The following is a 22,009-nucleotide window of genomic DNA, read 5'->3' as shown; positions in this document are numbered from 1 at the left end:
TGTTATAAGTTATTACTCTCCATTGCTTCTTTAAAGAATTTAGAAGCAAATACAAAGTCGTTAAGTTCTTTATTGTGTGTGTGACGAATATCTTTACTTGAGCCTTCCCACCATTTTTCACCCTTATGTAAAAAGAGAATATTATCACCAATTTCCATCACAGAGTTCATGTCGTGTGTGTTTACAATGGTGGTGATGTTATATTCTTCTGTGATTTCCTTAATCAAATTATCAATTACAATTGAGGTTTTAGGGTCAAGGCCGGAGTTGGGTTCATCACAATATAAATACTTGGGTTGCATGGCTATTGCTCTGGCAATACCCACACGTTTTTTCATGCCTCCTGAAAGCTCAGCTGGGAATTTTTTATTTACGTTTTCCAGATTGACACGGCTCAAACAAAAATTTACCCGATCAAGCTTTTCACTGTTTGGCATCTCTGTAAACATGTTCAGTGAAAACATTACATTTTCTTGAACAGTCAAAGAGTCGAAAAGAGCGGATCCTTGAAATAACATACCAATTTCTTTACGGATGGGAATGCGTTCATGGAAATCAAGATTTGCAAAATCCCGATCATTATATAAAATTTCGCCAGAATCTACTTCATGCAAACCTACCATACACTTAATCAGCGTGGTTTTTCCCGAACCACTCGCTCCGATAATCAAGTTACAACTACCTTCTTTAAAAGTGGAGGTAATGCCTTTTAAAACTTGTTTATCATCAAACGATTTATAGATGTCTTTAATTTCGATCATAATAACAGTTGGGCAATAATATAGTCGGCAAATAAAATCAGGATACAGCTTACAACAACAGCACGGGTGCTTGATTCGCCAACTTCTAATGCACCGCCTTCGGTATAAAATCCCTGGTAAGAGGAAACGGAGGTGATGATGAACGCATAAACAATTGCTTTAACCATACCTGCGGTTAACAGAATAGTTTTGAAGTCGGCTTGTAAACCAGTAATGTATTCCGATTGGGTAACTGCGCCAGAAAGGTTTCCGGCGATCATTCCACCTAAAATACTCAGAAATACAGAAACAATTACCAGCATTGGGATCATGGTGATGCCAGCAATTATTTTTGGTAAGATTAAATACCCTGGCGAGTTTACTCCCATAACTTCCAATGCGTCAATTTGTTCTGTAACGCGCATGGTGCCAATTTGAGAGGCGATATTTGATCCTGTTTTTCCGGCTAACACCAAGGCTCCAATCGTTGGGCTCAATTCCAGAATAGAGTTATCACGTGTAATTTGTCCGATAACGGATAATGGAATTAAGTTACTTACCAATTGAAAGGCTGTTTGAACGGTAGTTACCGCCCCCATAAAGATCGAGATGATGCTAATAATACCCACTGAACCCACTCCAATTGATACCATTTCACGAATAATCTCTTTCCAGTAAAAACTCCATTTTTCAGGCCTCTTCAATGAAGCCTTCATTAGTAAAACGTATTTTCCTAAATGATAAAATAGCATTCGATATATTTTTCTGAAGTAATTTGCAGAGTTAAACTCCTGCGGATATTTTGCGAAAATAAGCAATATTAGTCATTAGTTTATTAAGGCTTGACTCAATAGTTCATTGAACCATAGTTCAGGATGGATTTAGCGGCATTATCTCCCATCTGCTCTTCAAAAAACTTATAACTTTGAACTTATAACTTTTAACTAATATGATAGCAGTTATTACCGGTGCTTCTCGCGGAATTGGAAAATCAGTCGCAGAAGTTTTTGCAGAGCAAGGGTTTGATCTTGCCATTTGCGCACGCAATGAAGATGATTTGGAACTTCTGGGAAATGAATTGAAAGACAAATATCCTAATCAAACAATTGTTCATAAAAGTTTAGATTGTGCCAATAAGGATGAGCTTTTGGCGTTTGTTGATTTTATAGCTGAAGAATTGGGAACAGTTGACGTGTTGGTGAACAATGTTGGTCAATATATTCCGTCAACTATTATGGATGAAGAAGATGGTTCATTAGAAGCAATGATCGAAACGAATGTTTACCCGGCTTATTATCTTTCAAAATACCTGGCCGGGCCGATGCTGGAAGAAGGGAAGGGGCATATTTTTAATATTTGTTCAATAGCCAGCATTAAACCTGTTATTGCTGCCGGGTCATATAGTGTGTCAAAAATTGCCTTGCTCGGTCTTACTAAAGTTTTAAGAGAAGAATTGATGTACCGGGGGATAAAAGTTACCGCCGTTTTGCCGGGTTCAACACTTACCGCTTCTTGGGAAGGAACTACTATTCCTGCAAGTAGATTTATTCAGCCGGAAGATGTAGCTTCAGCGATTTTGAACGCTTGGAAAATGAGTGAAGGAGCTGTGGTAGATGAAATTATAATTCGACCTACTTTTGGAGAAGTTTAACATTCGCTTTTATTGTACATCAATAGGAATTGTTTATTTTTAGTTAAACTCAACATAAACTCATGACAAAAAAGCTTTATAAAAACAAAGAAGACAGAGTAATAGGTGGTGTATGTGCTGGTTTGGGTGAATATTTCGATGTCGATAAAACCATTGTTCGAATTATTTTCTTGATACTTTTTTTTGGTTTTGGCTCCGGCTTACTGCTATATCTTATCCTTTGGATTATAATGCCTGACAAAACAGAAATTAGTCAGTAACCCCATTTTATACTAAGCCTTTTTTAATTTAATGATCTTTAGAAGAGTTATGAGCATAGTTTTTAACTTTGCGCCGTAACTCTTTTTTATGAACCAGGCTGAGATCAACCAACTCAAAACGCTTAAAGGCAAATACTGTAATTCTTTGAGTGAATATTCGCGCTTTATTACCCGTGAGGTAAAGATTGGTGATATTCCTATGGGAGGAAATAATCCAATTCGTATACAGTCGATGACTACAACCGATACCATGGATACCATTGGTACTGTTGAGCAAACCATCCGTATGGTTGAAGCAGGCTGTGAATATGTTCGTATTACAGCGCCGAGCATTAAAGAAGCTCAAAATCTTGCTGAAATAAAGAAAGAATTGCGTCGCCGAGGCTGCAAGGTTCCACTGGTTGCAGATATTCATTTTACGCCCAATGCAGCAGAGGCCGCAGCGAGGATTGTCGAAAAGGTGCGCGTAAATCCTGGCAATTACATCGATAAAAAGAAATTTCAACAATTAGAATATACTGAAGCTGAGTATCAGCAAGAACTGGAGAAGATCCGTCAACGCTTTACTCCGCTAGTTAATATTTGTAAAGAATACGGTACAGCTATGCGTATTGGTACCAATCATGGTTCTCTCTCCGATCGGATTATGAGTCAGTATGGAGATACACCGCTAGGCATGGTCGAGTCGGCTTTAGAGTTTGTACGGATTTGTGAAGATTTGCGGTATTTCGATTTGGTAATCTCCATGAAATCGAGTAACCCAAAAGTAATGGTTCAGGCTTATCGTTTACTGGTTGAAAAAATGGTGGCCGAAGGCATGAACTATCCATTACACTTAGGTGTTACCGAGGCGGGTGATGGGGAAGATGGGCGAATTAAATCAGCTGTAGGAATCGGAACATTGTTAGAAGACGGTTTAGGCGACACGATTCGTGTTTCTTTAACTGAGGAGCCAGAATTTGAAGCACCGGTTGCGATAGCCTTAGCAAATCGTTACAAGTTTCGGGTTGCTGGAGTTGAGAATAATAAGGATTCATTAATATCCGAAACTCGAAACCCCAAATCTGAAATCCCTTACAGCCCGTACGGATATAAAAAACACAAAACTCATGAAGTTGTAAATGTTGGAGGGCACAATGTTCCGCGTGTAATGATTGATATTTCAGGCGAAAATCTGAAAGATCCATCCATCTTAGCCGATCTTGGTTATAATTATTCAGCTATGCTGGATAAATTTAATATGAGTGAGCAAACAGCTGATTTTGCATTTTTAGGAAATAATTTACCGTCTTTTAATTTCCCCGGAAACCTTAAACTGGTTTATAATTATACTACCTGGAGAAATCTGGATGATCAAAGTAATGCTCATCCCTTATTTAGGGTTGAGGAGTTTTTGACTGCAGAGGTAAAAGATGAAACCTTGAATTTTGTTGAAGGTAATATTCATTCATTTACTGATTCATTCATTCACTCATTAAAAAATAACGTTGTTTTAGTTCTTACGACAGAAAGCGGACATGGAATGGCTGAGCAACGTAGGGTTTATTTCAATTTGCTTGAACAAAAAATAGATATTCCTGTAATTCTCAAAAGAACGTATTCAGAAAAAGCACCTCTTACTGTTGATCAGTTTCAGCTTTATGCTTCAACTGATATCGGAGCGTTATTGGTAGATGGTTTTGGAGATGGATTATGGTTAGGTGCTGATGGCATTTCAAATAAAGTAATCAATTCTACTGCATTTGGAATTTTACAGGCTACCCGAACCCGAATTTCAAAAACTGAATACATCTCTTGTCCATCTTGCGGACGTACTTTGTTTGATTTGCAGGAAACAACACAACTGATTCGCAATAGAACTGATCATTTGAAAGGAATTAAGATTGGGATTATGGGTTGTATCGTAAACGGCCCGGGTGAAATGGCTGATGCTGATTATGGTTACGTGGGTACCGGCCCTGGAGTAATAACTCTTTATAAAGAAAAGGAAGTGGTTAAACGCAACGTTCCTTCTGAAAAAGCCGTAGATGAATTGATCCATCTCATTAAAGAAAACGGCGATTGGGTTGAACCAATTATTATTGAACATCTGGGATAAATCTCCTTTAAAATAAGATACTTAAGTTTATTTTGGTTGTATTGTTGTGCTAAATGTAAGTCGGTTATATTAATTCTAAATAAATAGACTTTACACTTTGATGACAAAAGAGAAAGTCAGTTTAAAGATATTTGCAGCGTATAAATTTGTTTTCCTTGAAAGCCCTTAAAGTAATTTCATTTACATACAAGAATTGTGAGCTACAAGCTGTTGGCCGGCTAGTCATTGATCCGGCTGAGCGGTTTGAAAAGCTAAAGGCTCTGAAAGATAAATTTCATTTCGGTGAATTGTTCTACATTGCAACATGCAATCGTGTCGAATTTGTTTTTAGTTATTCACATGATGTTGATTCTACATTTGTAAAAAAAATACTTAAGTTCACTTATCCACATCTAACCGCCGAAGATCAATCGTATTATTCCGTTAATTCAGCTATTTATACTAATATGTCGGCAATGGAACACCTATTGCGGGTTTCTTGCTCATTGGAATCATTAGTAGTTGGAGAGAAAGAAATTCTTGCACAGGTTCGTCAAATGTATGATGAGTGCCGTAAATGGGGCTTCACCGGAGATTTCTTCAGGTTGATTATGAATCGTGTAGTGAAAACAGCAAAAGAGATTTATACAGATACTAAAATTGCTGAAAAACCTGTTTCGGTTGCATCACTGGCTTGCCGCAAATTAAGAGATGAAGGATTGGGCTATGATTCAAAATTCATCATCATTGGCGCTGGCGAAACCATTCAATTAATCACTAAATATCTTCATAAACATAATCTGAAAAACTGTGTGATTTTTAATCGTACAGTTTCAAAGGCTCAGGAATTAGCAGAAGAGCTAGGTGGGGCAAAGGCTTTACCACTGTCGGAATTGAAAAACTATCGCGAAGGTTTCGATGTGATTGTAACTTGTACCGGCGCCACAGATCCAATTATTACTACTGAAATCTATGAAGGCTTATTGAACGGAAGCACTGATAAAAAAGTGATTCTGGATTTAGCCATACCTAATGATACGGCGGAAGAAGTAATAACTAATTATAACCTAAGCTTTATTTCTGTACAACAGATTCAGGAAATAGCGAACCAAAATGTTAAAGAACGCCAAAGTGAATTGGTTTTTGCTGAACAGATTATCGATCTAAATATTAAAGAGTTTTTGCCGATTCTTCGTCAGCGCCGGGTTGAACTCGCAATGCGAGAAGTGCCTGTTAAAATCAAGGAAATAAAACAAAAAGCAGTAGAAACAGTTTTTGTGGAAGAAATTAATTCACTTGACCCCGCCTCTCGCGAGATTCTTGAAAAAGTATTAAATTACGTCGAGAAAAAGTACATTAGCGTGCCAATGGTGATGGCAAAGGAGATCATGATTCAACAATAATCTCGTACGTAATTCAAACCAAACCATGAAAAGGAAAATTGTTATAGGTTCCAGAGGGAGTGATCTCGCTCTTTGGCAAGCCAACCATGTAAAATCAAGGTTGGAGGCGATCGGTCTGAAATCAGAGATTAAAATTATTAAAACCCAAGGCGACAGCTTTTTTAATCTTTCATTCTCCAAATTGGAGGGCAAAGGTTTTTTTACCAAAGAGTTGGAGGAAGAATTATTAGGAGGCACTATTGATTTAGCAGTGCATTCGCATAAAGACTTACCTACCGAATCACCGGAAGGTTTAAGGATTGCCGCCGTTTCAGAGCGTGAAGATCCTACCGAATTATTATTGATTCATAAAGATTTTGTAGATGTTGTTCGTCCGTTATCGGTACGTTACAATGGAATTGTTGGAACATCTTCAGCCCGCAGAAGGGTTCAGTTTAAGAGTCTTCGCCCGGATGTTGATTTCGAAGAATTACGTGGAAATGTTCCTACTCGGATTCAAAAACTGCGTGACGGAGAATACCATGCCATTATTTTAGCCAAAGCGGGTGTTGCGCGTTTAGGTCTTGATCTCAGCGATTTTCACGTGGAGGAAATAGATCCGGTGGAAATGATTCCTGCTCCAGCACAAGGTGTTTTGGCACTGCAAATTCGTGAAAAAGACACAGAACTGTTCGATGTTTTGCAGCAAATCAATGATAAAAATGTTGCAGAAACAATCGGTATTGAGCGTAAGGTATTAAACCTATTTGATGGGGGCTGCCATATGCCCTTAGGTGTTTTCTGTAAAAAAGAAGGTCCTCACTTCCAGGTATGGACTTCAATGGCTGAGGATGAGGATGATTTTCCTAGTCGTTTATTCATTGAAACCGATAGTATCGAAGGTTTACCTGAACGGATACTTGAACATTATAAAAAGAAAAAGAATACAATAAAATCTTTATTCATATCACGTGAACTATCGGAAGATAGCTATTTCGCTCGTGCATTGAAAAAGTTCAATTTGGATATTGAAGACCGTTCATTGATCCGCACCTTTCCAATCATTAATGCTTTCGACTCTTATATTCTTAAAAAGGTTGACTGGATATTTTTCAACAGTAAAAATGGAGTTGAAAATTTCTTTCGCATGGAGCCTGTTATCCCTAAAAAAATAAAATTTGGGGTAATGGGGAGAGGGTCGGAACAAGAACTTCGTCAGCATGGACGAATTCCTGATTTTGTAGGCGATTCGGGAGATATTAGAGAAGTTGCCGAGCATTTACTTCCGTTTGTAAAAGGTAAATCCGTTCTTTTTCCTCAAGCTAAAGAATCATTACGCACCATCCAAAATCAGTTGGGTGAGCAAATTGTAAGTACAGATTTGCCGGTATATGAAACCATTCATACCAGTGATATTGGACAATCTTCAGCTGACATCATGATATTTACGAGTCCATCCAATGTGGAGGCATACCTGCAAAATAACAATGTTATTTTCATGAACCAAAAGGTGATAGCCATCGGTAAATCAACCGGAAATAAATTGGAGGAATTCGGCTATACCAATTATGTAATTCCGTATTCTCCTGACGAAATTGGCCTTGCTGAGGCTGTTTTCGGACTTTTGTAATTTTAATTGCGGGTTTTGGGGTTGGAGTTATGAATTCTAATCTTAAAACTCGTAACTCATATTAATCGTTAAAAATGATTCATCGTCCCCGCAGATTAAGAAAAAATCCAATTGTTAGAGAAATGGTTGCAGAAACACGTCTTTCAAAAGATATGTTTATGTATCCTTATTTCGTGGTTCCGGGTAATAATGTAGTTCATAAAATAGATGCAATGCCTGGTATCAATCATTTTTCAGTTGATGAATTATTGAAAGATGTAGAGAAGGGCCTCAAATTAGGCATCAATAAGTTACTACTTTTTGGAGTTGGGGAGCATAAAAGTGAAGATGCAAGTTCAGCTCATGATCATAATTCAATAGTTGCAACTGCGGTACGCGCGTTAAAGAAAACATTTAATGACGACGTATATGTGGTTACCGATGTTTGTACCTGTGCTTATACAACTCATGGTCATTGTGGTATTTTGGTGAATGATTATGTTCAGAATGATCCAACGGTAGAAGTTCTTTCCCAAATGGCCTTAACACATGCTGAAGCAGGAGCTGATATGGTTGCTCCTTCAGATATGATGGACGGCCGTATCGGTGCCATGCGTAGCAAGCTGGATGAGAACGGATTTGTGAACACGGCAATTATGTCGTACTCGATCAAATTTGCTTCAGCTTATTATGGGCCATTTCGCGAAGCTGCTGACTCTGCTCCCAATAAAGGTGATCGCAAAGCCTATCAGATGGATTTCCGCAATCCTGCTGAAACCATGCGCGAAGCTTGGTTAGATGAGCAAGAAGGAGCAGATGTGTTAATGGTAAAACCAGCTCTGGCATATCTGGATGTTATTAACAACTTAAAAGCCTCTACTAATTTGCCTGTTGCTTGTTACAATGTTTCCGGTGAATATTCAATGGTGAAAGCTGCAGCTGAACGCGGTTGGGTAGATGAACAAAAAGTGGTGATGGAAAACATGTATGCTTTTGCCCGCGCCGGTTCAAATATTATTATCACCTACCATGCTCATGATATTTTGGAGCGCGGTTGGATGTAATTAATAGATTAATAGTAGTTTAATATATATACGCGCAGGCGGTACAAATTTTGTTTGTTTGCTTGCGTTTAATATTTTATGTTCTCTCAAAAAGTAAGTTTCAAGTATGTTTGGTTTATTTAAGAAAAGTTCAGTAGAAGATCAGCCGGTTACAACAGTAGGAAAACCTGACATTTCAAGGGAAAAATCGGCAGAACTGTACAGAAAATCCAAAACGTTTTTTCCTGGCGGCGTTAATTCACCAGTACGTGCATTTAAGTCTGTTTATGGAACACCATTGTTTATAGAAAAGGGCGATGGGCCATATTTATGGGATGCAGATGGAAATAAGTTTATTGATTTTTGCTGTTCATGGGGACCGCTTATTTTAGGGCATAACAATGCTAAAATCAGGGAAAAAGTAACCGAAACCGCACTAAAGGGAATGACTTTTGGCGCTCCTACTGCTATTGAAAATGAACTGGCTGAACTTATTTTAAAAAATAATAAGTTCATTCAAAAGTTACGTTTTGTAAGTTCTGGTACGGAAGCCGTAATGAGTGCTATTCGCTTGGCCAGAGGTTATACCAAACGTGATAAAATAGTGAAGTTTGAAGGTTGTTATCATGGCCATATCGATAGTTTACTTGTTAAAGCAGGTTCTGGTTTGGTAACTTTTGGAGAAACCAGCTCTGCGGGTGTTCCTGAGTCTTTTGCGAAAGAAACAATAGTAGTTCCTTTAAATAATATAGAGGCTGTAAAACAAGCATTCACTGAATATAAAGATCAAATCGCGGCAGTAATAATTGAACCTATTCCGGCTAATAACGGCCTCTTACTGCAAGATGTAGAATTCCTAATGGAGCTACGTGAGATCACTTCAAAAAATAAATCCTTACTTATTTTCGATGAGGTAATTTCCGGTTTTCGGGTAGGCTTTGAAGGTGCTGCTGGTTTCTATCAAATTCAACCTGATATTATTACTTATGGTAAAATTATTGGGGGAGGTATGCCGGTTGGCGCGTATGGTGCAAGTGAGGAGATCATGTCGAATATTTCACCTGAAGGTGCCGTATATCAGGCCGGAACATTGTCGGGTAATCCTATTGCAATGGCGGCCGGGATTGCCCAGCTTACTGAATTGAATCGTTTAGGTTTTTATCGGGACCTGAATAATAAAACCAAGGAATTTGCTGATGCCATTCAACGGTTTGCCTCAGCGCGTAGCTATAGAGTTTGCGTACAGCAAGTAGGGTCCATCTTTTGGATCGCATTTTCTGATAAAACTAAAATCCAAAGTGCTGCAGATATTGATCCAACAAGCATGGAAAAATTCAAAATCTTCCATCGTGAATGCCTGAATCGGGGTGTTTATTTCGGTCCTTCCGGTTATGAAGTTGGATTTGTTTCGGCCGCACATACAAAGATCGATCTGGAAATGGCCAAACGCACTATTTTTGATGCATTAGATATAACATTTAAACATTAGATGGAATTGAGATGGGATATATAAAACTTTCACATCTCTCAATTCTCATATCTCATAGAAATGAATCGTAAAATTCGCCCGCTTACCTTATTTTATGTGCTCATCGCTTACGTTTTGATGCAACTAATGTGGTGGGGATTACTGCTTGTTAAGGCAGAACCTACCAAAATGGGTATGGTTGCAGGTGAATTTTCTGTTTTTTTGATATTGGTTCTTTGGGGTGCATATGCCATCAAAAAGTCAATTCAGGAAGAAATGGCCTTGAATAAGCAACAAAGGAATTTCCTGTTATCTGTGACGCATGAATTAAAATCGCCACTGGCCTCCATTAAACTCTACTTGCAAACCATTCTTAAACGTGATCTGGATAAGGAAAAACAACAAAGTTTTATCCGGAATTCATTAATGGATATAGAACGTTTGGATGATTTGGTAGAAAACATGTTGATGGCTACCAAAATCGAGAACAATTCGTATAGCTACCCAAAAGAATCGTTTAATTTTTCAGAAACGGTTAAGCTGGTGGTCGATAGGCACCAGAATATTTTACAAAAAAGGATAGTAAAGGCTGATATTGCAGAAAATGTAAATTTAGTAGGTGATAAGTTTACGCTTGAGTTGGTAATCACCAACCTTATTGAAAATGCTGTAAAATATTCAGCAGATAATTCTGAGATCAAATTGGAATTGTTTAAAAAGGATAACCGCATCGTATTGAATGTAAATGATCAGGGCGTTGGGATTCCTGATAATGAAAAACCGAAGATATTTGATAAGTTTTATAGAATAGGGCAAGAAGATACACGTAAAACTAAAGGCACAGGTCTTGGTTTATTTATTGTAAAGCAAGTGCTGGATAATCATGGTGCCAGTATTCATGTAAAAGATAATCAGCCTAAGGGTAGCGTGTTCGAAGTCGTTTTTTAAATCTAGTCGTTCAAACAGACTTCATGTTTTCTTCCCTTCGACTTCTTTCTAAAAATGACATTGCAATTACAAGAAAGCATTAATCAAATTCATAAACTTGCATTTCTAAAATAACATCCATCAAATGAGCCTGCAACGTATTTTATTAGTAGAAGACGAAGAGCATTTGCTTGAAGCCATTAAACTAAATCTGGAACTGGAAGGTTACCATGTTACCGTTGCCACAGATGGGAAAAAAGCGCTTAAAATTGTAAAAGAAGAACGCTTTAATTTGGCCATTTTGGATGTTATGCTTCCCGAAATTGATGGTTTTCAGGTATGCGAAACCATACGACTGGAAAACACCGAGCTTCCTATTCTTTTTCTTACCGCTAAAAATACCAGTGAAGATCGTGTAATGGGCCTGAAGAAAGGCGCAGACGATTATCTTACCAAGCCATTTAATTTGGAAGAATTAATTCTTCGTGTAGGAATTTTAGTAAAGCGCAGCATTCGTAATAAGGAAGAAGGTAAGTCATTGAATACCTACAAGATTGGTGATAAGGAAATTAATTTCACCAGTTTCGAGTTAACAGAAGCCAATGGAAGCAAAACTATGCTTACCAAAAAAGAGGCGATGTTGTTGAAACTGCTTATTGAACGCCATAATGAAGTAGTTTCACGCGAGCAAATTTTGGAAACGGTATGGAACTATGATGTTTATCCTTCTACGCGAACCATTGATAACTTCATTCTGAGTTTCCGCAAGTACTTTGAACCCAATCCTAAAGAACCACGCTATTTTCATTCAGTAAGAGGTGTGGGTTATAAATTTACAGATTAATACAGGTTTTAAGGTTAAAGGATAAAGGTTAAAATGTTAAACTCGACAGAGTTTTTTCAAACCTTCAAACTTTCAGCTTTTCAACTTTCTAACTATTAAATATGCAAGATTCACTTTTTATCAAAGCCGCATTTTCAAAAAAAACAGAACGTCCTCCCGTGTGGATGATGCGTCAGGCAGGTCGTTTTATGAAAGAATATTGGGATATTAAAAACAAATATTCTTTTTTGGAGATGTGTAAAACTCCAGAGATTGCAGCCGACGTAACAATGTTACCTGTTGATCTGTTGGGTATCGATGCGGCCATTTTATTTTCAGATATTTTAGTAACTGCCGAAGCGATGGGCGGTCAGCTATCGTTTGAGCAAGGTGTTGGTCCTCGTTTTGCCAATCCTGTTCGTACCATGAAAGATGTGGAGAACCTGCAAGTTCCGGCTGCAAAAGAATCTTTAAAATATGTGGCAGATGCGATCAAGATCATTAAAGAACGATTGGCTCCCCATAAAACGCCTTTGATTGGTTTTGCCGGTGCTCCTTTTACAGTGATGAGTTATTTGGTTGAAGGTCAATCATCCAAAGATTTCAAGCTAACTAAATTGATGCTTCATAATGAGCCGGAAACAGCTAAAGCATTACTTTCAAAATTAGCAACAATCACCGCCGATTATTTGAATATGCAGATTGAAGCAGGAGTGGATGCTGTACAAATTTTTGATAGCTGGGCCCAAGCATTAGCTTGGGATGATTATAAAGAGTTTTCTCATTTCTACATTTCAGAAATCATATCAAAACTCAACCGCAAGGATATTCCGGTGATTTCATTTTGTAAAGGAAGTTCCGTTTTTGCACCATTAATGGCTGAAGCCAAACCTGATGTTATTTCAATTGATTGGAACGTTGACCTTTTGGACATTAAGAAACACCTTCCAGCCGGCACTGCAGTTCAAGGTAATTTGGATCCACATATTTTGTACGCTGATAAAAAGGTGATCAAAGAACGCATCCTTCGTTTGTTTGAGCGTATGCGTGGTGAAGATGGGTTTATATTTAACTTGGGTCATGGCATCATGCCCGATTTGCCTTTCGATAACGTGAAATACGCTGTTGAATTGATTAAAGAATTTCGTTACTAATTGAGTATTGCGATGCGCGTATTGAGTAGAGAGATAATAACTTAAATCGTTCTCTTCTCAATACGCAAATTTCACATCTAGAATCCATGAAAAAAGTCGCTGTTTTAGGTGCCGGCATCTCAGGCTTGGCTACAGCCCATTATCTTTCCAAGAAATTTCCTGATGTCGAAATAAAGGTTTTCGAAAAAAACGATGTAGCCGGTGGGGTTATGCAAACCTATAACACTGCTGATTTCGTTTTTGAGTTAGGTCCTCGTGGAATAAGGCCATCCGGTAAAGGGCGCTACTTTTTGCAATTGATTGACGAATTGGGCTTAATGAATGAGGTGCTGAAGTCAAACGATGCAGCTAAAATTCGATATTTATATCGCGAAGGCAAACTTGAACAAGTTCCGGGAGGATTAATTAGTGCAATAACCTCCAAGCTTTCCAATGGTGTCTTTAGGGCAGTTTTTAAAGATATTTTAACTAAACCCAAACCGCAGAAAGATCAGGATGAATCGGTGTATGAGTTTATTTCCCGTCGTTTTGGGAAATCTATAGCTGATGATTTAATAGATCCGGTTTTATCCGGCATTTATGCTGGTAACATTAAAAAAATGTCGGCTTCTGCTGTGCTTAGTTTTCTTACTGATCTGGAAGACCAGCATGGAGGAGTTATTAAAGGTTTATTCAAGCGTCCGAAGCAAAAGCCTGAAGTTGATCATGATTTTGGTGCAATTGAGAAATCCGCCCTGATTAGCTTCAAAGGAGGTATGTCTGTTCTCATTAAGAAATTAGTAGAAGAATTAGCAGGCAAGATTTGCTATCAAACTGAAATTGTCAATATTGATGATGCCGGGAAATGCCTTACGTTTAATCATCAGGGTCAACGTCACACAGAATCATTTGATCTTATTGTAAGTACTATCCCTTCTTATCAACTTTCAAAAGCAACCAATCCTCAATTATCGGCTTTGCTTAATCAGATTGCTTATTCGCCAATGGCTGTTTGTAATTTGGGTTATCATAAAAAAGCAAATCCACATACTGGTTTTGGATATTTAGTAGCTACCAATCAACAGCAACCTATTTTGGGCTGTTTATTTAATGATCAAATTTTCGAATCTTTTTGTAAAGCTGGTTATTCAAGTTATACAGTAATGATTGGTGGAGGAAATTTTGTCGATTTTGAAAAATATACCGATCAGGATTTTAGTTTGATGGCAAGGCAAACCTTAGCAAAACACCTTAATAATCCCTCTTTATTAAGAGCTGATGAAGAGTTGATTACAGTGTGGAATGAAGCAATTCCGGCTTATAATATCGGTCATAAAACAATTCTAAAACAACTTGAAGCACTCACTTCCAACACTTCGCTTATCGTGTCGGGTAATTTTACGAAAGGTGTTGCGGTTAATGATTGTATAAAAGAGGCTTATAAATTAGTACAGCATATTAGTTGGTAATTTATTACCAGGCTTTACATTATTAATATTTATCTACTTTCGCTCTGTGAAAAAACTTTACCTGTTTCTATTCTTTGTTTGCTTTTCAGCAAGATTATCGGCCCAAATTGACCATCGCAATTTTGAGGATCGAATGTCTCCAGACTCCAACAAGGCTCAAAGCCTCTATCTTAATATTAATAGTTTTAATTATTTCCGAAACTACGAGTATTATAACCAATTTGCCGACGGTAAAACGTTGTTTGGGACACGTTTTGTGCCCTCACTTATTTTTTATCCAAATGAAAATTTAGCCTTAAAAGCCGGCATTTTAGTGCAAGGTGATTTTGGTGCGGATCGCTTCAGGGCAATTGAACCTGTTTTTACGCTTAAATATCAGAAGAAAAACATCGGCTTTACTTTTGGGGCTATTGAAGGCAATATTAACCATCGCTACATTGAACCTTTATACGATTACGAACGCCTAATTTATCCATCACAAGAATATGGCGCACAGTTTTTAATTAACAGTAATCGCACATTTCTTGATGCATGGGTTCATTGGGAACATTTTATTTATCCTGGTGAAGAAGATTCCGAGAGAATTACAGGAGGACTTTCCTCAGATTTTAACGTGATTAAAAAGGATCGGTTTGATTTAAGTATTCCGGCGCAAGTGATTCTTTTTCATCTTGGAGGTCAGTTGGATACAACGGGAAATGTAGTACAAACGATTACAAATGGTACTTTAGGCTTTAAAGCGGTTTATAAATTCAATAATTTTTTAAAGAGCATCTACAGTGAAAACTATTTTGTTTTCTCTAAAGAGCTAACCGGCGGGTTATTGCCATATCAAAATGGAAAAGCTGCTTACCTGAATCTTGGGGCTGATTTTAAATATTTTAAAGTAATGACAAGCTACTTCTATGGAAATAAATTTATTAATGTAGAAGGAGCTCCATTATACAGTTCGCTTTCTCGTTCCACATTGGATAAAGGCCATGCCGAAAGTGAAAGGAATCTATTGTTTTTTCGAGTTATGGGCGATTTTAAACTTGCCGGCAGTTTATATTTAACAGCACGAATTGAACCTTATATTGACTTAAATCATCCGCAGTTTGATTATTCACAAACGCTCTACCTTAACTATCGCAGTAATTTCTTGTTGAAAAAGAAGATTAAAATAACTGAAGAATAGCAAAGAGCTGCGCAAGCAGAACTAACCTGTTTTTGTTAGGTTGAGCGGAGTCGAAATATCTGGGACAGGCCCGAAGGCACTTTTTTTGACAGTCTTAGTTTTAACCTAATGACTTATCGCCAAATTTTACTGTTGTTTTTCATCTTTGCTGAACGAATAGGGTTCGTCTTCAGGTTTTAGTCCTTTTTGTTTGTTAGGTGTTGGGCTCATCTCCACTAAGAAGCTACCTCCTTTGGTTACATCAAAATGGCTGATCCAATTTTTGGTATAAGGCTTTCCATTAAATAATACACTTTTTACATACACATTTTGCGTACTGTTTAAAGGTGCCTGAATGGTAAATGTTTTTCCATTCTCGAGTTGAAGCGTAACCTTTGGGAATAATGGAGCCCCTAGGACGTATTGGTCTGTTCCCGGACAAACGGGATAAAAACCCATGGATGAAAATACGTACCACGCAGAAGTCTGTCCATTATCTTCATCTCCACAATAACCATCAGGAGTGGCTTTGTAAAATTGATCTAACACGCGGCGAACCCAGTATTGTGTTTTCCATGGTTGGCCGGCGTAATTGTACAAATAGATCATGTGCTGAATCGGTTGATTACCATGTGCATACTGACCCATATTCATGATTTTCATTTCCCTGATTTCATGTATCACTCCACCATAATAGCTTTCATCAAAAACAGGAGGCATTGCAAATATAGAATCGAGCATTTTAGCAAACTGTGTTTTTCCTCCCATTAATGTTGAAAGAGTATTAATATCATGAAATACGCTCCATGAGTAATGCCAGCTGTTCCCTTCCGTAAATGCATCTCCCCATTTAAAAGGGTTAAATGGCGATTGGAATGTTCCATCCTTATTTTTACCACGCATCAATTTTGTTTTAGAGTCAAATAAATTGCGAAAGTTTTGCGACCGTTTAGCATAGAGAGCCTGTTCTTCTTTTGGCCGATTTAATGCTTTCGCAAGCTTATAAATTGTGAAATCATCATATGCATACTCCAAGGTTCTTGCTGCATTTTCGTTAATGCCTACGTTGTATGGCACATAACCTAAGCTGTTGTAATATTCAACTCCTTTTCGGGCCACAGCTTCCATCGGACCTTCGGTATTCGCATCTTTTTTCAATGCCTCATATAAAGTATTGATGTCGTAACCTCTTAAGCCTTTCAGATAAGCATCTGCAACAACGGATGCGGAATTATTGCCAATCATCACATTTCGATAACCAGGGCTCGACCATTCAGGAAGGAATCCTCCTTCTTTGTACGCATTTATCAAACCTTCTTGCATTTCTTTGTTAACAGAAGGATACATCAGGTTTAAAAAAGGATATAAAGCCCGAAATGTATCCCAAAAACCAGTTCCAGCAAAAAGATAACCTGGTAAAACTTCTCCATTGTAAGGGCTGTAATGAATAATTTTACCTGATGCATCTATTTCATAATGTTTTTGCGGAAATTGCAAGGTGCGATACATGCACGAGTAAAAAGTGCGTGTTTGCTCTACACTTCCTCCTTCGACTGTGATGCGGCTGAGTTCTTTATTCCATGCAGCTTTTGCTGCTGTTTTGGTATCATCGAATGTTTTTGTACCAATTTCTTGCTGAAGATTTAATTCTGCCTGCTCATAACTGATAAAGGAAGAAGCTACTTTTAGATGAATTTTTTCTCCTTTTAAGGTCTTAAAGCCAATAATTGCTCCTACGTGATTAGCCTGGTATTCGAGTGTGTCTTTTGCGAGTTGTTTGCCATGCCACGTTGTCGCCATTGTAAAGGGCTTATCAACATAGATAACAAAGTAGTTTTTGAAATTAGTTGGAACGCCGCCACTGTTTTTAGTGGTATAGCCTATAATTTTTTTTGCTGTGGGAATGACCTTAATGTATGATCCTTTATCAAAAGCATCGATAACAATATATGAACTATCACTTTTAGGAAATGTAAACCGGAATTGTGCAGCTCTTTCAGTTGGGGTGATTTCTGTCGTTACATCTGCATCAGCCAGGTAAACGCAGTAATAATACGGTTTAGCAATTTCGGTCTTGTGCGAAAACCAACTTGCTCTTTCGTCTTGTTCAAACTTTAGCTTTCCTGTTACGGGCATTATGGAAAATTGTCCGTAATCGTTCATCCAGGGTGAAGGCTGATGCGTTTGTTTAAATCCCCTGATTTTATCGGCATTGTATTGGTATGCCCAACCATCACCCATAACATTCGTTTGTGGGATCCAGAAATTCATACCCCATGGAACGGCAATTGCCGGATATGTATTTCCATTTGACAAACTGACTTTTGAATCGGTGCCCATTAATGGATTAACCCATTCCACCGGATCGAATAGTTGATTTACTTTTTGAGCAAAAATGTTTGCGCAAGAAGTTAAGGCAATGAATAGCAATGCTGCTTTTTTCATAGGAATTTGATAAACTATATACATTAAAAATATTATTATTTATTCACTCCAGTATCAGTTTTTTTCTTTGTTAAAAAAGACAAAAAAATCAGATCGCATGCAACTAAATTTTGATATTGATCATCTTGAATCTAGAAACCAATGAAATTGATGCGAACAACCAGTCTTGAAGAACTGATTGCCGGCTGCAGATCGGGAAACCGTAAAGCTCAGGAAGCAATTTATCGTTTGTATGCATCAAAGATGTTAGGTGTTTGTTCCAGATACGCTAAGGATCATCAGGAGGCAGAGGATATGCTTCAGGTTGGTTTTGTTAGAATGTTTGATAAGATGCATTCTTTTAAGAACGAGGGTTCTTTTGAAGGATGGTTGCGAAGAATTATGGTGAACACCGCCATAGAGTTTTATCGTCGTAGTTCAAAAATGTATATAGTGGATGTAGAGGAGGCTTATCAGCAACATTCAGATGAATTTCCGATGCATGCAATTAATGTCAATGATCTGATGAGAATTATTCAGGCTTTACCTCCGGGTTACCGTATGGTATTTAATATGTACGCTATTGAAGGCTATTCGCACAGGGAAATTGCCGAAATTTTGAGTATTAGTGAAGGTACCTCAAAATCACAGCTGGCTAGAGCCAGAAATATCCTGAAAAATAGTATTAAAATGGAAGGAAATCAACATGGAACAACAGCACGATAAACGATTGGATGATTCATTCAAAAATAGCTTTGAGGGTTTTGAAATTGAACCTTCAGAAAAAGTTTGGATCGGTATTTCTGATCAGCTGGATCGTTCACATGCCATCAAGCATAAAATAATATTGGCGCGTTGGGCGGTGGCAGCTTCAGTAGTGTTGTGCCTGTTTTCAACTGTTATTTATTTTATGAAAAAGCCAGCATTTAATGACCAGGAACTGGCTTTGACAGGCAATCCCGGCTTGAAAGATAATTGGAATAAAAGCACACCGATAATTCTTGAATTGCCTAAATATCAACGCGCTTATAAACAGTCGACTGCCATTTCAGATACAAAAACGACAAAAGCTCCTCAAACATTTGAAAAGTCAGGAAAGAGAATAAACACACTTGTTCAAAAGAATGAATCTGTCGAGCCTCATGAAGAAAAGCTCGCCATTGTAAATCCTTTGCCTTCCAATAGGGTGGTGCAATTTGAAGGGTTAAGTTTAGACTCATCGCCTAAAATAGAGCATTCCATATTAAAAACAGCCATGCTGCATTCGGCCAATGAACATTTGATTGATGATGAAGCTGCTCCTATACTTGACATTTCTGCTGCTTTAAATTACGTGGCGAGTAAGGTCGATAAACGTGATAAAAGGTTTTTAGCAATAAGTAAAAAGAAAGGTTTTTCGTTAAATCTGGGAATTTTGAAAGTAGAGAAGAAAGTTAATTATATAGAGGAAGAAGAATAAAAAATATACATCGATAACAAATATGAAACGCACAATTTTACTATTAGCAAGCATTTGTGTTTGTTTTAGTGCACAAGCTCAAGTAAAAACAGATTCCGTAAAAGCCAAGGTAGACAGTGTTAAAGCCGATTCAACGGTAATTCGTATGGGTAATAATGATCAGGTAACTGTGATTATTAGAAAAGGCAATGAAGAAAATGTAAAAAATAAAAGTGGTAAATATGCTGTAAAACCATTTCGGTTTACAGCTTTGGGAAATTTTGATATTGGATTTACCACTTTTGTTGATGATGGAAGTCTATCCCTTTCTACTGCCAATAGTGATTTAGAACTGGAATTTAATAAATCATCAAATATAACTTTGAATTTAGTGACAGCTACCGTGGCTATTTATAAAAACTATTTTCGCTTGCGTACCGGTGTTGCATTCGATTGGCAAAACTATCGTTTCAAAAACAACATTACTCCAATAGCGAATCAACCTAATTTTACCTATATAACAGATGTAGTGAGTTTTAACAAGAATAAATTAATGGCGAAATATATAACCATACCTGTAACATTTCAATACAATGCCAAAGGGCGTAGAAACGTGAAGGGATTTTTGGTGGAAGGAGGGATGGACTTCGGCTACTTATTATATGCTAGAACCAAGCAAATTAGTACTGAACGTGGTAAAGTTAAGGTGAATGATGATTTTAATTTTACGCCATTTAAGTATGGTACAATATTTAAAATTGGTTATGGATGTGCTGCGCTTTATGTAAAATATTATTTCAACAATATTTTCGAGCATGATCAGCCAAAGCTTAACAACTTATCCTTTGGATTATCGTTAAGCGGATTTTAATACATCAATTATACATATAAACTTTTTAAAATGTATTTTTAAAGGCCTTTACAGATGTAAGGGCTTTTTTGTTAAACTAAACCGAAAAAATAATCATATAGCATTGCTATTAATTGTCAGATTTGCAATGGATTGATCTTTATTTTTGGCTCTTTTATCTTCGTTTAATATCATATGCTTCAAATCAATAATCTCTGTAAACAATATCCCGGAAACGAACACTTTGCACTTAAAAACATTGAGCTTACCATCAATGCAGGAGAAATCATTAGTCTGGTTGGTTCGAGTGGAAGTGGAAAAAGTACCCTCATGAAACTGGTATATGGGATTTTGGATGCTGATACCGGAACAATTACATTCAATGAAAAACCGGTTTATGGCCCGTCGGTTAAGTTATTGCCCGGCGAGCGTGAGATGAAATTTGTTCAACAAGATTTTAATCTAAACCCTTATGCTAGAGTAGTTGATAATATTGCTCCTATGCTACCGAATACAGATCTGGATTATAAACAAGCTCGGATACATGAAGTGCTTGAATTGCTAAATATTCTTGATTTAAAAGATAAACCCGCAGTCAATTTAAGCGGAGGGCAACAACAGCGTGTGGCAATAGCCAGAGCTTTGGCATCTAATCCGAAACTTTTATTGCTAGATGAGCCTTTTAGCAACTTAGATGTGATGTTGAAGAGCCATCTGAAACGCGACCTGCAACGGCTTGCTGAAAAAACGGGAATTTCAATTTTATTGGTTACACATGAACCATTGGATGCTCTTTCCCTATCGAGTAGGATCGTCATAATGCAAGAGGGAGCAATCATTCAGCATGGTACACCGAAAGAGGTTTATAATCATCCTTCATCGGCTTATGTAGCCCGGTTATTTGGGGGCGTTAATATTTTAGATGCAGCTGATTTTAATGCAGCTTTTGGTTATGCGATCAATCCAACGAAAAAAGTCGTGATTCATACCCACGATCTGCACTTATCGGATCAAACTGGAGCACCAGCCAAAGTAGTTAAAGTAGAATACAACGGCTCTTATGAAGCATTGGTGTTGGAAGTAAATGGATCCATGCGCAAGCTGCAAACGTTGAATTACTTGCTGGGAGCTTATAAAAAAGATGAATATTGCCGATTGGTAGTAAAACAGTTTACTGAGGTTGATGGCTGATTCATAAAAAAGCCTGTTTACTTTTGGAAAACAGGCTTTAACTATTATTTTGTCTCGGTGTTATTAAACTTCTGTAACGCCTTTGGTAAGTACAGTTACTTTATTTTTCAGCACTTCTACAGCACCACCTTGGATTTCGAATACCTGAATTGATTTATCAGCGAAGCCTACTTTTACAGGTCCATCATCTAGTGTTGAAATAATAGCTGCGTGGTTTTCCAAAATCTGAAAAGAACCAGCTATTCCTGGAACAGTTACCGAAACAACTTCGCCAGAAAAAACTTTTTTATCAGGAGTTAAAATTTCTAAGTTCATAGTATTGCGAATTGCGATTTGCGTATAGTGATAAAATAATGCGTATTGAATAG

Annotated in this window: 20 protein-coding genes; 16 read left to right on the top strand and 4 right to left on the bottom strand. The window is 37.6% G+C overall.

What is annotated here, in order from left to right; translation table 11 throughout:
• Positions 1 to 2: 2 nt before the first annotated feature.
• Together FN756_RS00250 and FN756_RS00245 are read right to left on the bottom strand one after the other, a co-directional pair.
• Positions 3 to 761: an ABC transporter ATP-binding protein gene (locus FN756_RS00250; RefSeq protein ID WP_142600477.1), complete on the bottom strand. Its 759-nt coding sequence runs from the start codon at positions 759 to 761 to the stop codon at positions 3 to 5.
• The gene (locus tag FN756_RS00245; protein WP_142600475.1) at positions 758 to 1,492 is read right to left on the bottom strand and encodes an MlaE family ABC transporter permease; all 735 of its coding nucleotides are present in this window, start codon (positions 1,490 to 1,492) and stop codon (positions 758 to 760) included. Before FN756_RS00245 ends, FN756_RS00250 begins: the two co-directional genes overlap by 4 nt.
• A gap of 197 nt (positions 1,493 to 1,689) precedes the next feature.
• Between FN756_RS00245 and FN756_RS00240 the strand changes: the two genes are divergently transcribed.
• From FN756_RS00240 to FN756_RS00185, 12 genes are all read left to right on the top strand, one after another.
• On the top strand, positions 1,690 to 2,391 hold the full coding sequence (locus FN756_RS00240; protein WP_142600473.1) for an SDR family oxidoreductase: 702 nt from the start codon (positions 1,690 to 1,692) through the stop codon (positions 2,389 to 2,391).
• A 62-nt stretch (positions 2,392 to 2,453) separates the two neighbouring features.
• Positions 2,454 to 2,651 (top strand): PspC domain-containing protein, encoded by a 198-nt coding sequence (locus FN756_RS00235; protein WP_142600471.1) that lies wholly within the window; start codon positions 2,454 to 2,456, stop codon positions 2,649 to 2,651.
• Between the two features lie 88 nt (positions 2,652 to 2,739).
• On the top strand, positions 2,740 to 4,749 hold the full coding sequence (ispG, locus tag FN756_RS00230) for a (E)-4-hydroxy-3-methylbut-2-enyl-diphosphate synthase (RefSeq protein WP_142600469.1): 2,010 nt from the start codon (positions 2,740 to 2,742) through the stop codon (positions 4,747 to 4,749).
• Positions 4,750 to 4,904: 155 nt separating this feature from the next.
• Positions 4,905 to 6,131, top strand: coding sequence for a glutamyl-tRNA reductase (gene hemA, locus FN756_RS00225; protein ID WP_142600467.1), 1,227 nt, complete (start codon positions 4,905 to 4,907; stop codon positions 6,129 to 6,131).
• A 25-nt stretch (positions 6,132 to 6,156) separates the two neighbouring features.
• Positions 6,157 to 7,740, top strand: a complete 1,584-nt coding sequence (hemC, locus tag FN756_RS00220) for a hydroxymethylbilane synthase (protein ID WP_142600466.1) — start codon at positions 6,157 to 6,159, stop codon at positions 7,738 to 7,740.
• 74 nt (positions 7,741 to 7,814) lie between these two features.
• On the top strand, positions 7,815 to 8,783 hold the full coding sequence (gene hemB / locus FN756_RS00215; protein WP_142600464.1) for a porphobilinogen synthase: 969 nt from the start codon (positions 7,815 to 7,817) through the stop codon (positions 8,781 to 8,783).
• Positions 8,784 to 8,889: 106 nt separating this feature from the next.
• Positions 8,890 to 10,251 carry a glutamate-1-semialdehyde 2,1-aminomutase gene (gene hemL / locus FN756_RS00210; protein ID WP_142600462.1) on the top strand — a complete coding sequence of 454 codons (1,362 nt, stop codon included), beginning with the start codon at positions 8,890 to 8,892 and terminating at the stop codon, positions 10,249 to 10,251.
• Positions 10,252 to 10,311: 60 nt separating this feature from the next.
• Positions 10,312 to 11,178, top strand: coding sequence for a sensor histidine kinase (locus tag FN756_RS00205; protein ID WP_142600460.1), 867 nt, complete (start codon positions 10,312 to 10,314; stop codon positions 11,176 to 11,178).
• A gap of 124 nt (positions 11,179 to 11,302) precedes the next feature.
• Positions 11,303 to 12,001 (top strand): response regulator transcription factor, encoded by a 699-nt coding sequence (locus FN756_RS00200; RefSeq protein ID WP_142600458.1) that lies wholly within the window; start codon positions 11,303 to 11,305, stop codon positions 11,999 to 12,001.
• A 101-nt stretch (positions 12,002 to 12,102) separates the two neighbouring features.
• A complete protein-coding gene (gene hemE, locus FN756_RS00195) occupies positions 12,103 to 13,134 on the top strand; it encodes a uroporphyrinogen decarboxylase (protein WP_142600457.1) in 1,032 nt (343 codons plus the stop codon).
• A gap of 86 nt (positions 13,135 to 13,220) precedes the next feature.
• Positions 13,221 to 14,582, top strand: coding sequence for a protoporphyrinogen oxidase (hemG, locus tag FN756_RS00190; RefSeq protein WP_142600455.1), 1,362 nt, complete (start codon positions 13,221 to 13,223; stop codon positions 14,580 to 14,582).
• A gap of 46 nt (positions 14,583 to 14,628) precedes the next feature.
• On the top strand, positions 14,629 to 15,759 hold the full coding sequence (locus FN756_RS00185) for a hypothetical protein (RefSeq protein ID WP_142600453.1): 1,131 nt from the start codon (positions 14,629 to 14,631) through the stop codon (positions 15,757 to 15,759).
• A gap of 126 nt (positions 15,760 to 15,885) precedes the next feature.
• Here the strand turns inward: FN756_RS00185 and FN756_RS00180 are convergent, their stop codons facing one another.
• Positions 15,886 to 18,183, bottom strand: a complete 2,298-nt coding sequence (locus FN756_RS00180; RefSeq protein ID WP_142600452.1) for a GH92 family glycosyl hydrolase — start codon at positions 18,181 to 18,183, stop codon at positions 15,886 to 15,888.
• A gap of 141 nt (positions 18,184 to 18,324) precedes the next feature.
• Here FN756_RS00180 and FN756_RS00175 point away from each other — a divergent pair, with 141 nt between their 5' ends.
• The 4 genes from FN756_RS00175 (at position 18,325) to FN756_RS00160 (ending at position 21,641) form a co-directional block, all read left to right on the top strand.
• Positions 18,325 to 18,888 (top strand): RNA polymerase sigma factor, encoded by a 564-nt coding sequence (locus FN756_RS00175; RefSeq protein WP_142600450.1) that lies wholly within the window; start codon positions 18,325 to 18,327, stop codon positions 18,886 to 18,888.
• Complete coding sequence (locus FN756_RS00170; RefSeq protein ID WP_142600448.1) at positions 18,869 to 19,621, top strand: hypothetical protein; 753 nt, start codon at positions 18,869 to 18,871, stop codon at positions 19,619 to 19,621. The genes FN756_RS00175 and FN756_RS00170 overlap by 20 nt, the downstream gene beginning before the upstream one ends.
• Positions 19,622 to 19,643: 22 nt before the next feature.
• Positions 19,644 to 20,471, top strand: a complete 828-nt coding sequence (locus tag FN756_RS00165; RefSeq protein ID WP_142600446.1) for an outer membrane beta-barrel protein — start codon at positions 19,644 to 19,646, stop codon at positions 20,469 to 20,471.
• Positions 20,472 to 20,645: 174 nt separating this feature from the next.
• A complete protein-coding gene (locus FN756_RS00160) occupies positions 20,646 to 21,641 on the top strand; it encodes an ABC transporter ATP-binding protein (protein WP_142600445.1) in 996 nt (331 codons plus the stop codon).
• Between the two features lie 63 nt (positions 21,642 to 21,704).
• On the opposite strand, the gene atpC is transcribed toward FN756_RS00160, so the two are convergent.
• Positions 21,705 to 21,956: an ATP synthase F1 subunit epsilon gene (atpC, locus tag FN756_RS00155; protein WP_142600443.1), complete on the bottom strand. Its 252-nt coding sequence runs from the start codon at positions 21,954 to 21,956 to the stop codon at positions 21,705 to 21,707.
• Positions 21,957 to 22,009 lie beyond the last annotated feature (53 nt).

Origin of the sequence: Solitalea koreensis, from assembly GCF_900182575.1 — a bacterium.
GTDB lineage: Bacteria > Bacteroidota > Bacteroidia > Sphingobacteriales > Sphingobacteriaceae > Solitalea > Solitalea koreensis.
This window is presented reverse-complemented; position numbering and strand designations above follow the sequence as displayed.

What these genes read in the sequence shown, in the direction of transcription:
- hemE (WP_142600457.1), top strand. Translation starts at nt 12,103, where the DNA reads ATGCAAGATTCACTTTTTATCAAAGCCGCATTTTCAAAAAAAACAGAA.
- FN756_RS00180 (WP_142600452.1), bottom strand. Translation starts at nt 18,183, where the DNA reads ATGAAAAAAGCAGCATTGCTATTCATTGCCTTAACTTCTTGCGCAAAC.
- FN756_RS00165 (WP_142600446.1), top strand. Translation starts at nt 19,644, where the DNA reads ATGAAACGCACAATTTTACTATTAGCAAGCATTTGTGTTTGTTTTAGT.
- hemB (WP_142600464.1), top strand. Translation starts at nt 7,815, where the DNA reads ATGATTCATCGTCCCCGCAGATTAAGAAAAAATCCAATTGTTAGAGAA.
- FN756_RS00250 (WP_142600477.1), bottom strand. Translation starts at nt 761, where the DNA reads ATGATCGAAATTAAAGACATCTATAAATCGTTTGATGATAAACAAGTT.
- FN756_RS00240 (WP_142600473.1), top strand. Translation starts at nt 1,690, where the DNA reads ATGATAGCAGTTATTACCGGTGCTTCTCGCGGAATTGGAAAATCAGTC.
- hemC (WP_142600466.1), top strand. Translation starts at nt 6,157, where the DNA reads ATGAAAAGGAAAATTGTTATAGGTTCCAGAGGGAGTGATCTCGCTCTT.
- atpC (WP_142600443.1), bottom strand. Translation starts at nt 21,956, where the DNA reads ATGAACTTAGAAATTTTAACTCCTGATAAAAAAGTTTTTTCTGGCGAA.
- FN756_RS00205 (WP_142600460.1), top strand. Translation starts at nt 10,312, where the DNA reads ATGAATCGTAAAATTCGCCCGCTTACCTTATTTTATGTGCTCATCGCT.
- FN756_RS00160 (WP_142600445.1), top strand. Translation starts at nt 20,646, where the DNA reads ATGCTTCAAATCAATAATCTCTGTAAACAATATCCCGGAAACGAACAC.
- FN756_RS00245 (WP_142600475.1), bottom strand. Translation starts at nt 1,492, where the DNA reads ATGCTATTTTATCATTTAGGAAAATACGTTTTACTAATGAAGGCTTCA.
- FN756_RS00235 (WP_142600471.1), top strand. Translation starts at nt 2,454, where the DNA reads ATGACAAAAAAGCTTTATAAAAACAAAGAAGACAGAGTAATAGGTGGT.
- hemG (WP_142600455.1), top strand. Translation starts at nt 13,221, where the DNA reads ATGAAAAAAGTCGCTGTTTTAGGTGCCGGCATCTCAGGCTTGGCTACA.
- hemL (WP_142600462.1), top strand. Translation starts at nt 8,890, where the DNA reads ATGTTTGGTTTATTTAAGAAAAGTTCAGTAGAAGATCAGCCGGTTACA.
- FN756_RS00170 (WP_142600448.1), top strand. Translation starts at nt 18,869, where the DNA reads ATGGAACAACAGCACGATAAACGATTGGATGATTCATTCAAAAATAGC.
- FN756_RS00200 (WP_142600458.1), top strand. Translation starts at nt 11,303, where the DNA reads ATGAGCCTGCAACGTATTTTATTAGTAGAAGACGAAGAGCATTTGCTT.
- ispG (WP_142600469.1), top strand. Translation starts at nt 2,740, where the DNA reads ATGAACCAGGCTGAGATCAACCAACTCAAAACGCTTAAAGGCAAATAC.
- FN756_RS00175 (WP_142600450.1), top strand. Translation starts at nt 18,325, where the DNA reads ATGAAATTGATGCGAACAACCAGTCTTGAAGAACTGATTGCCGGCTGC.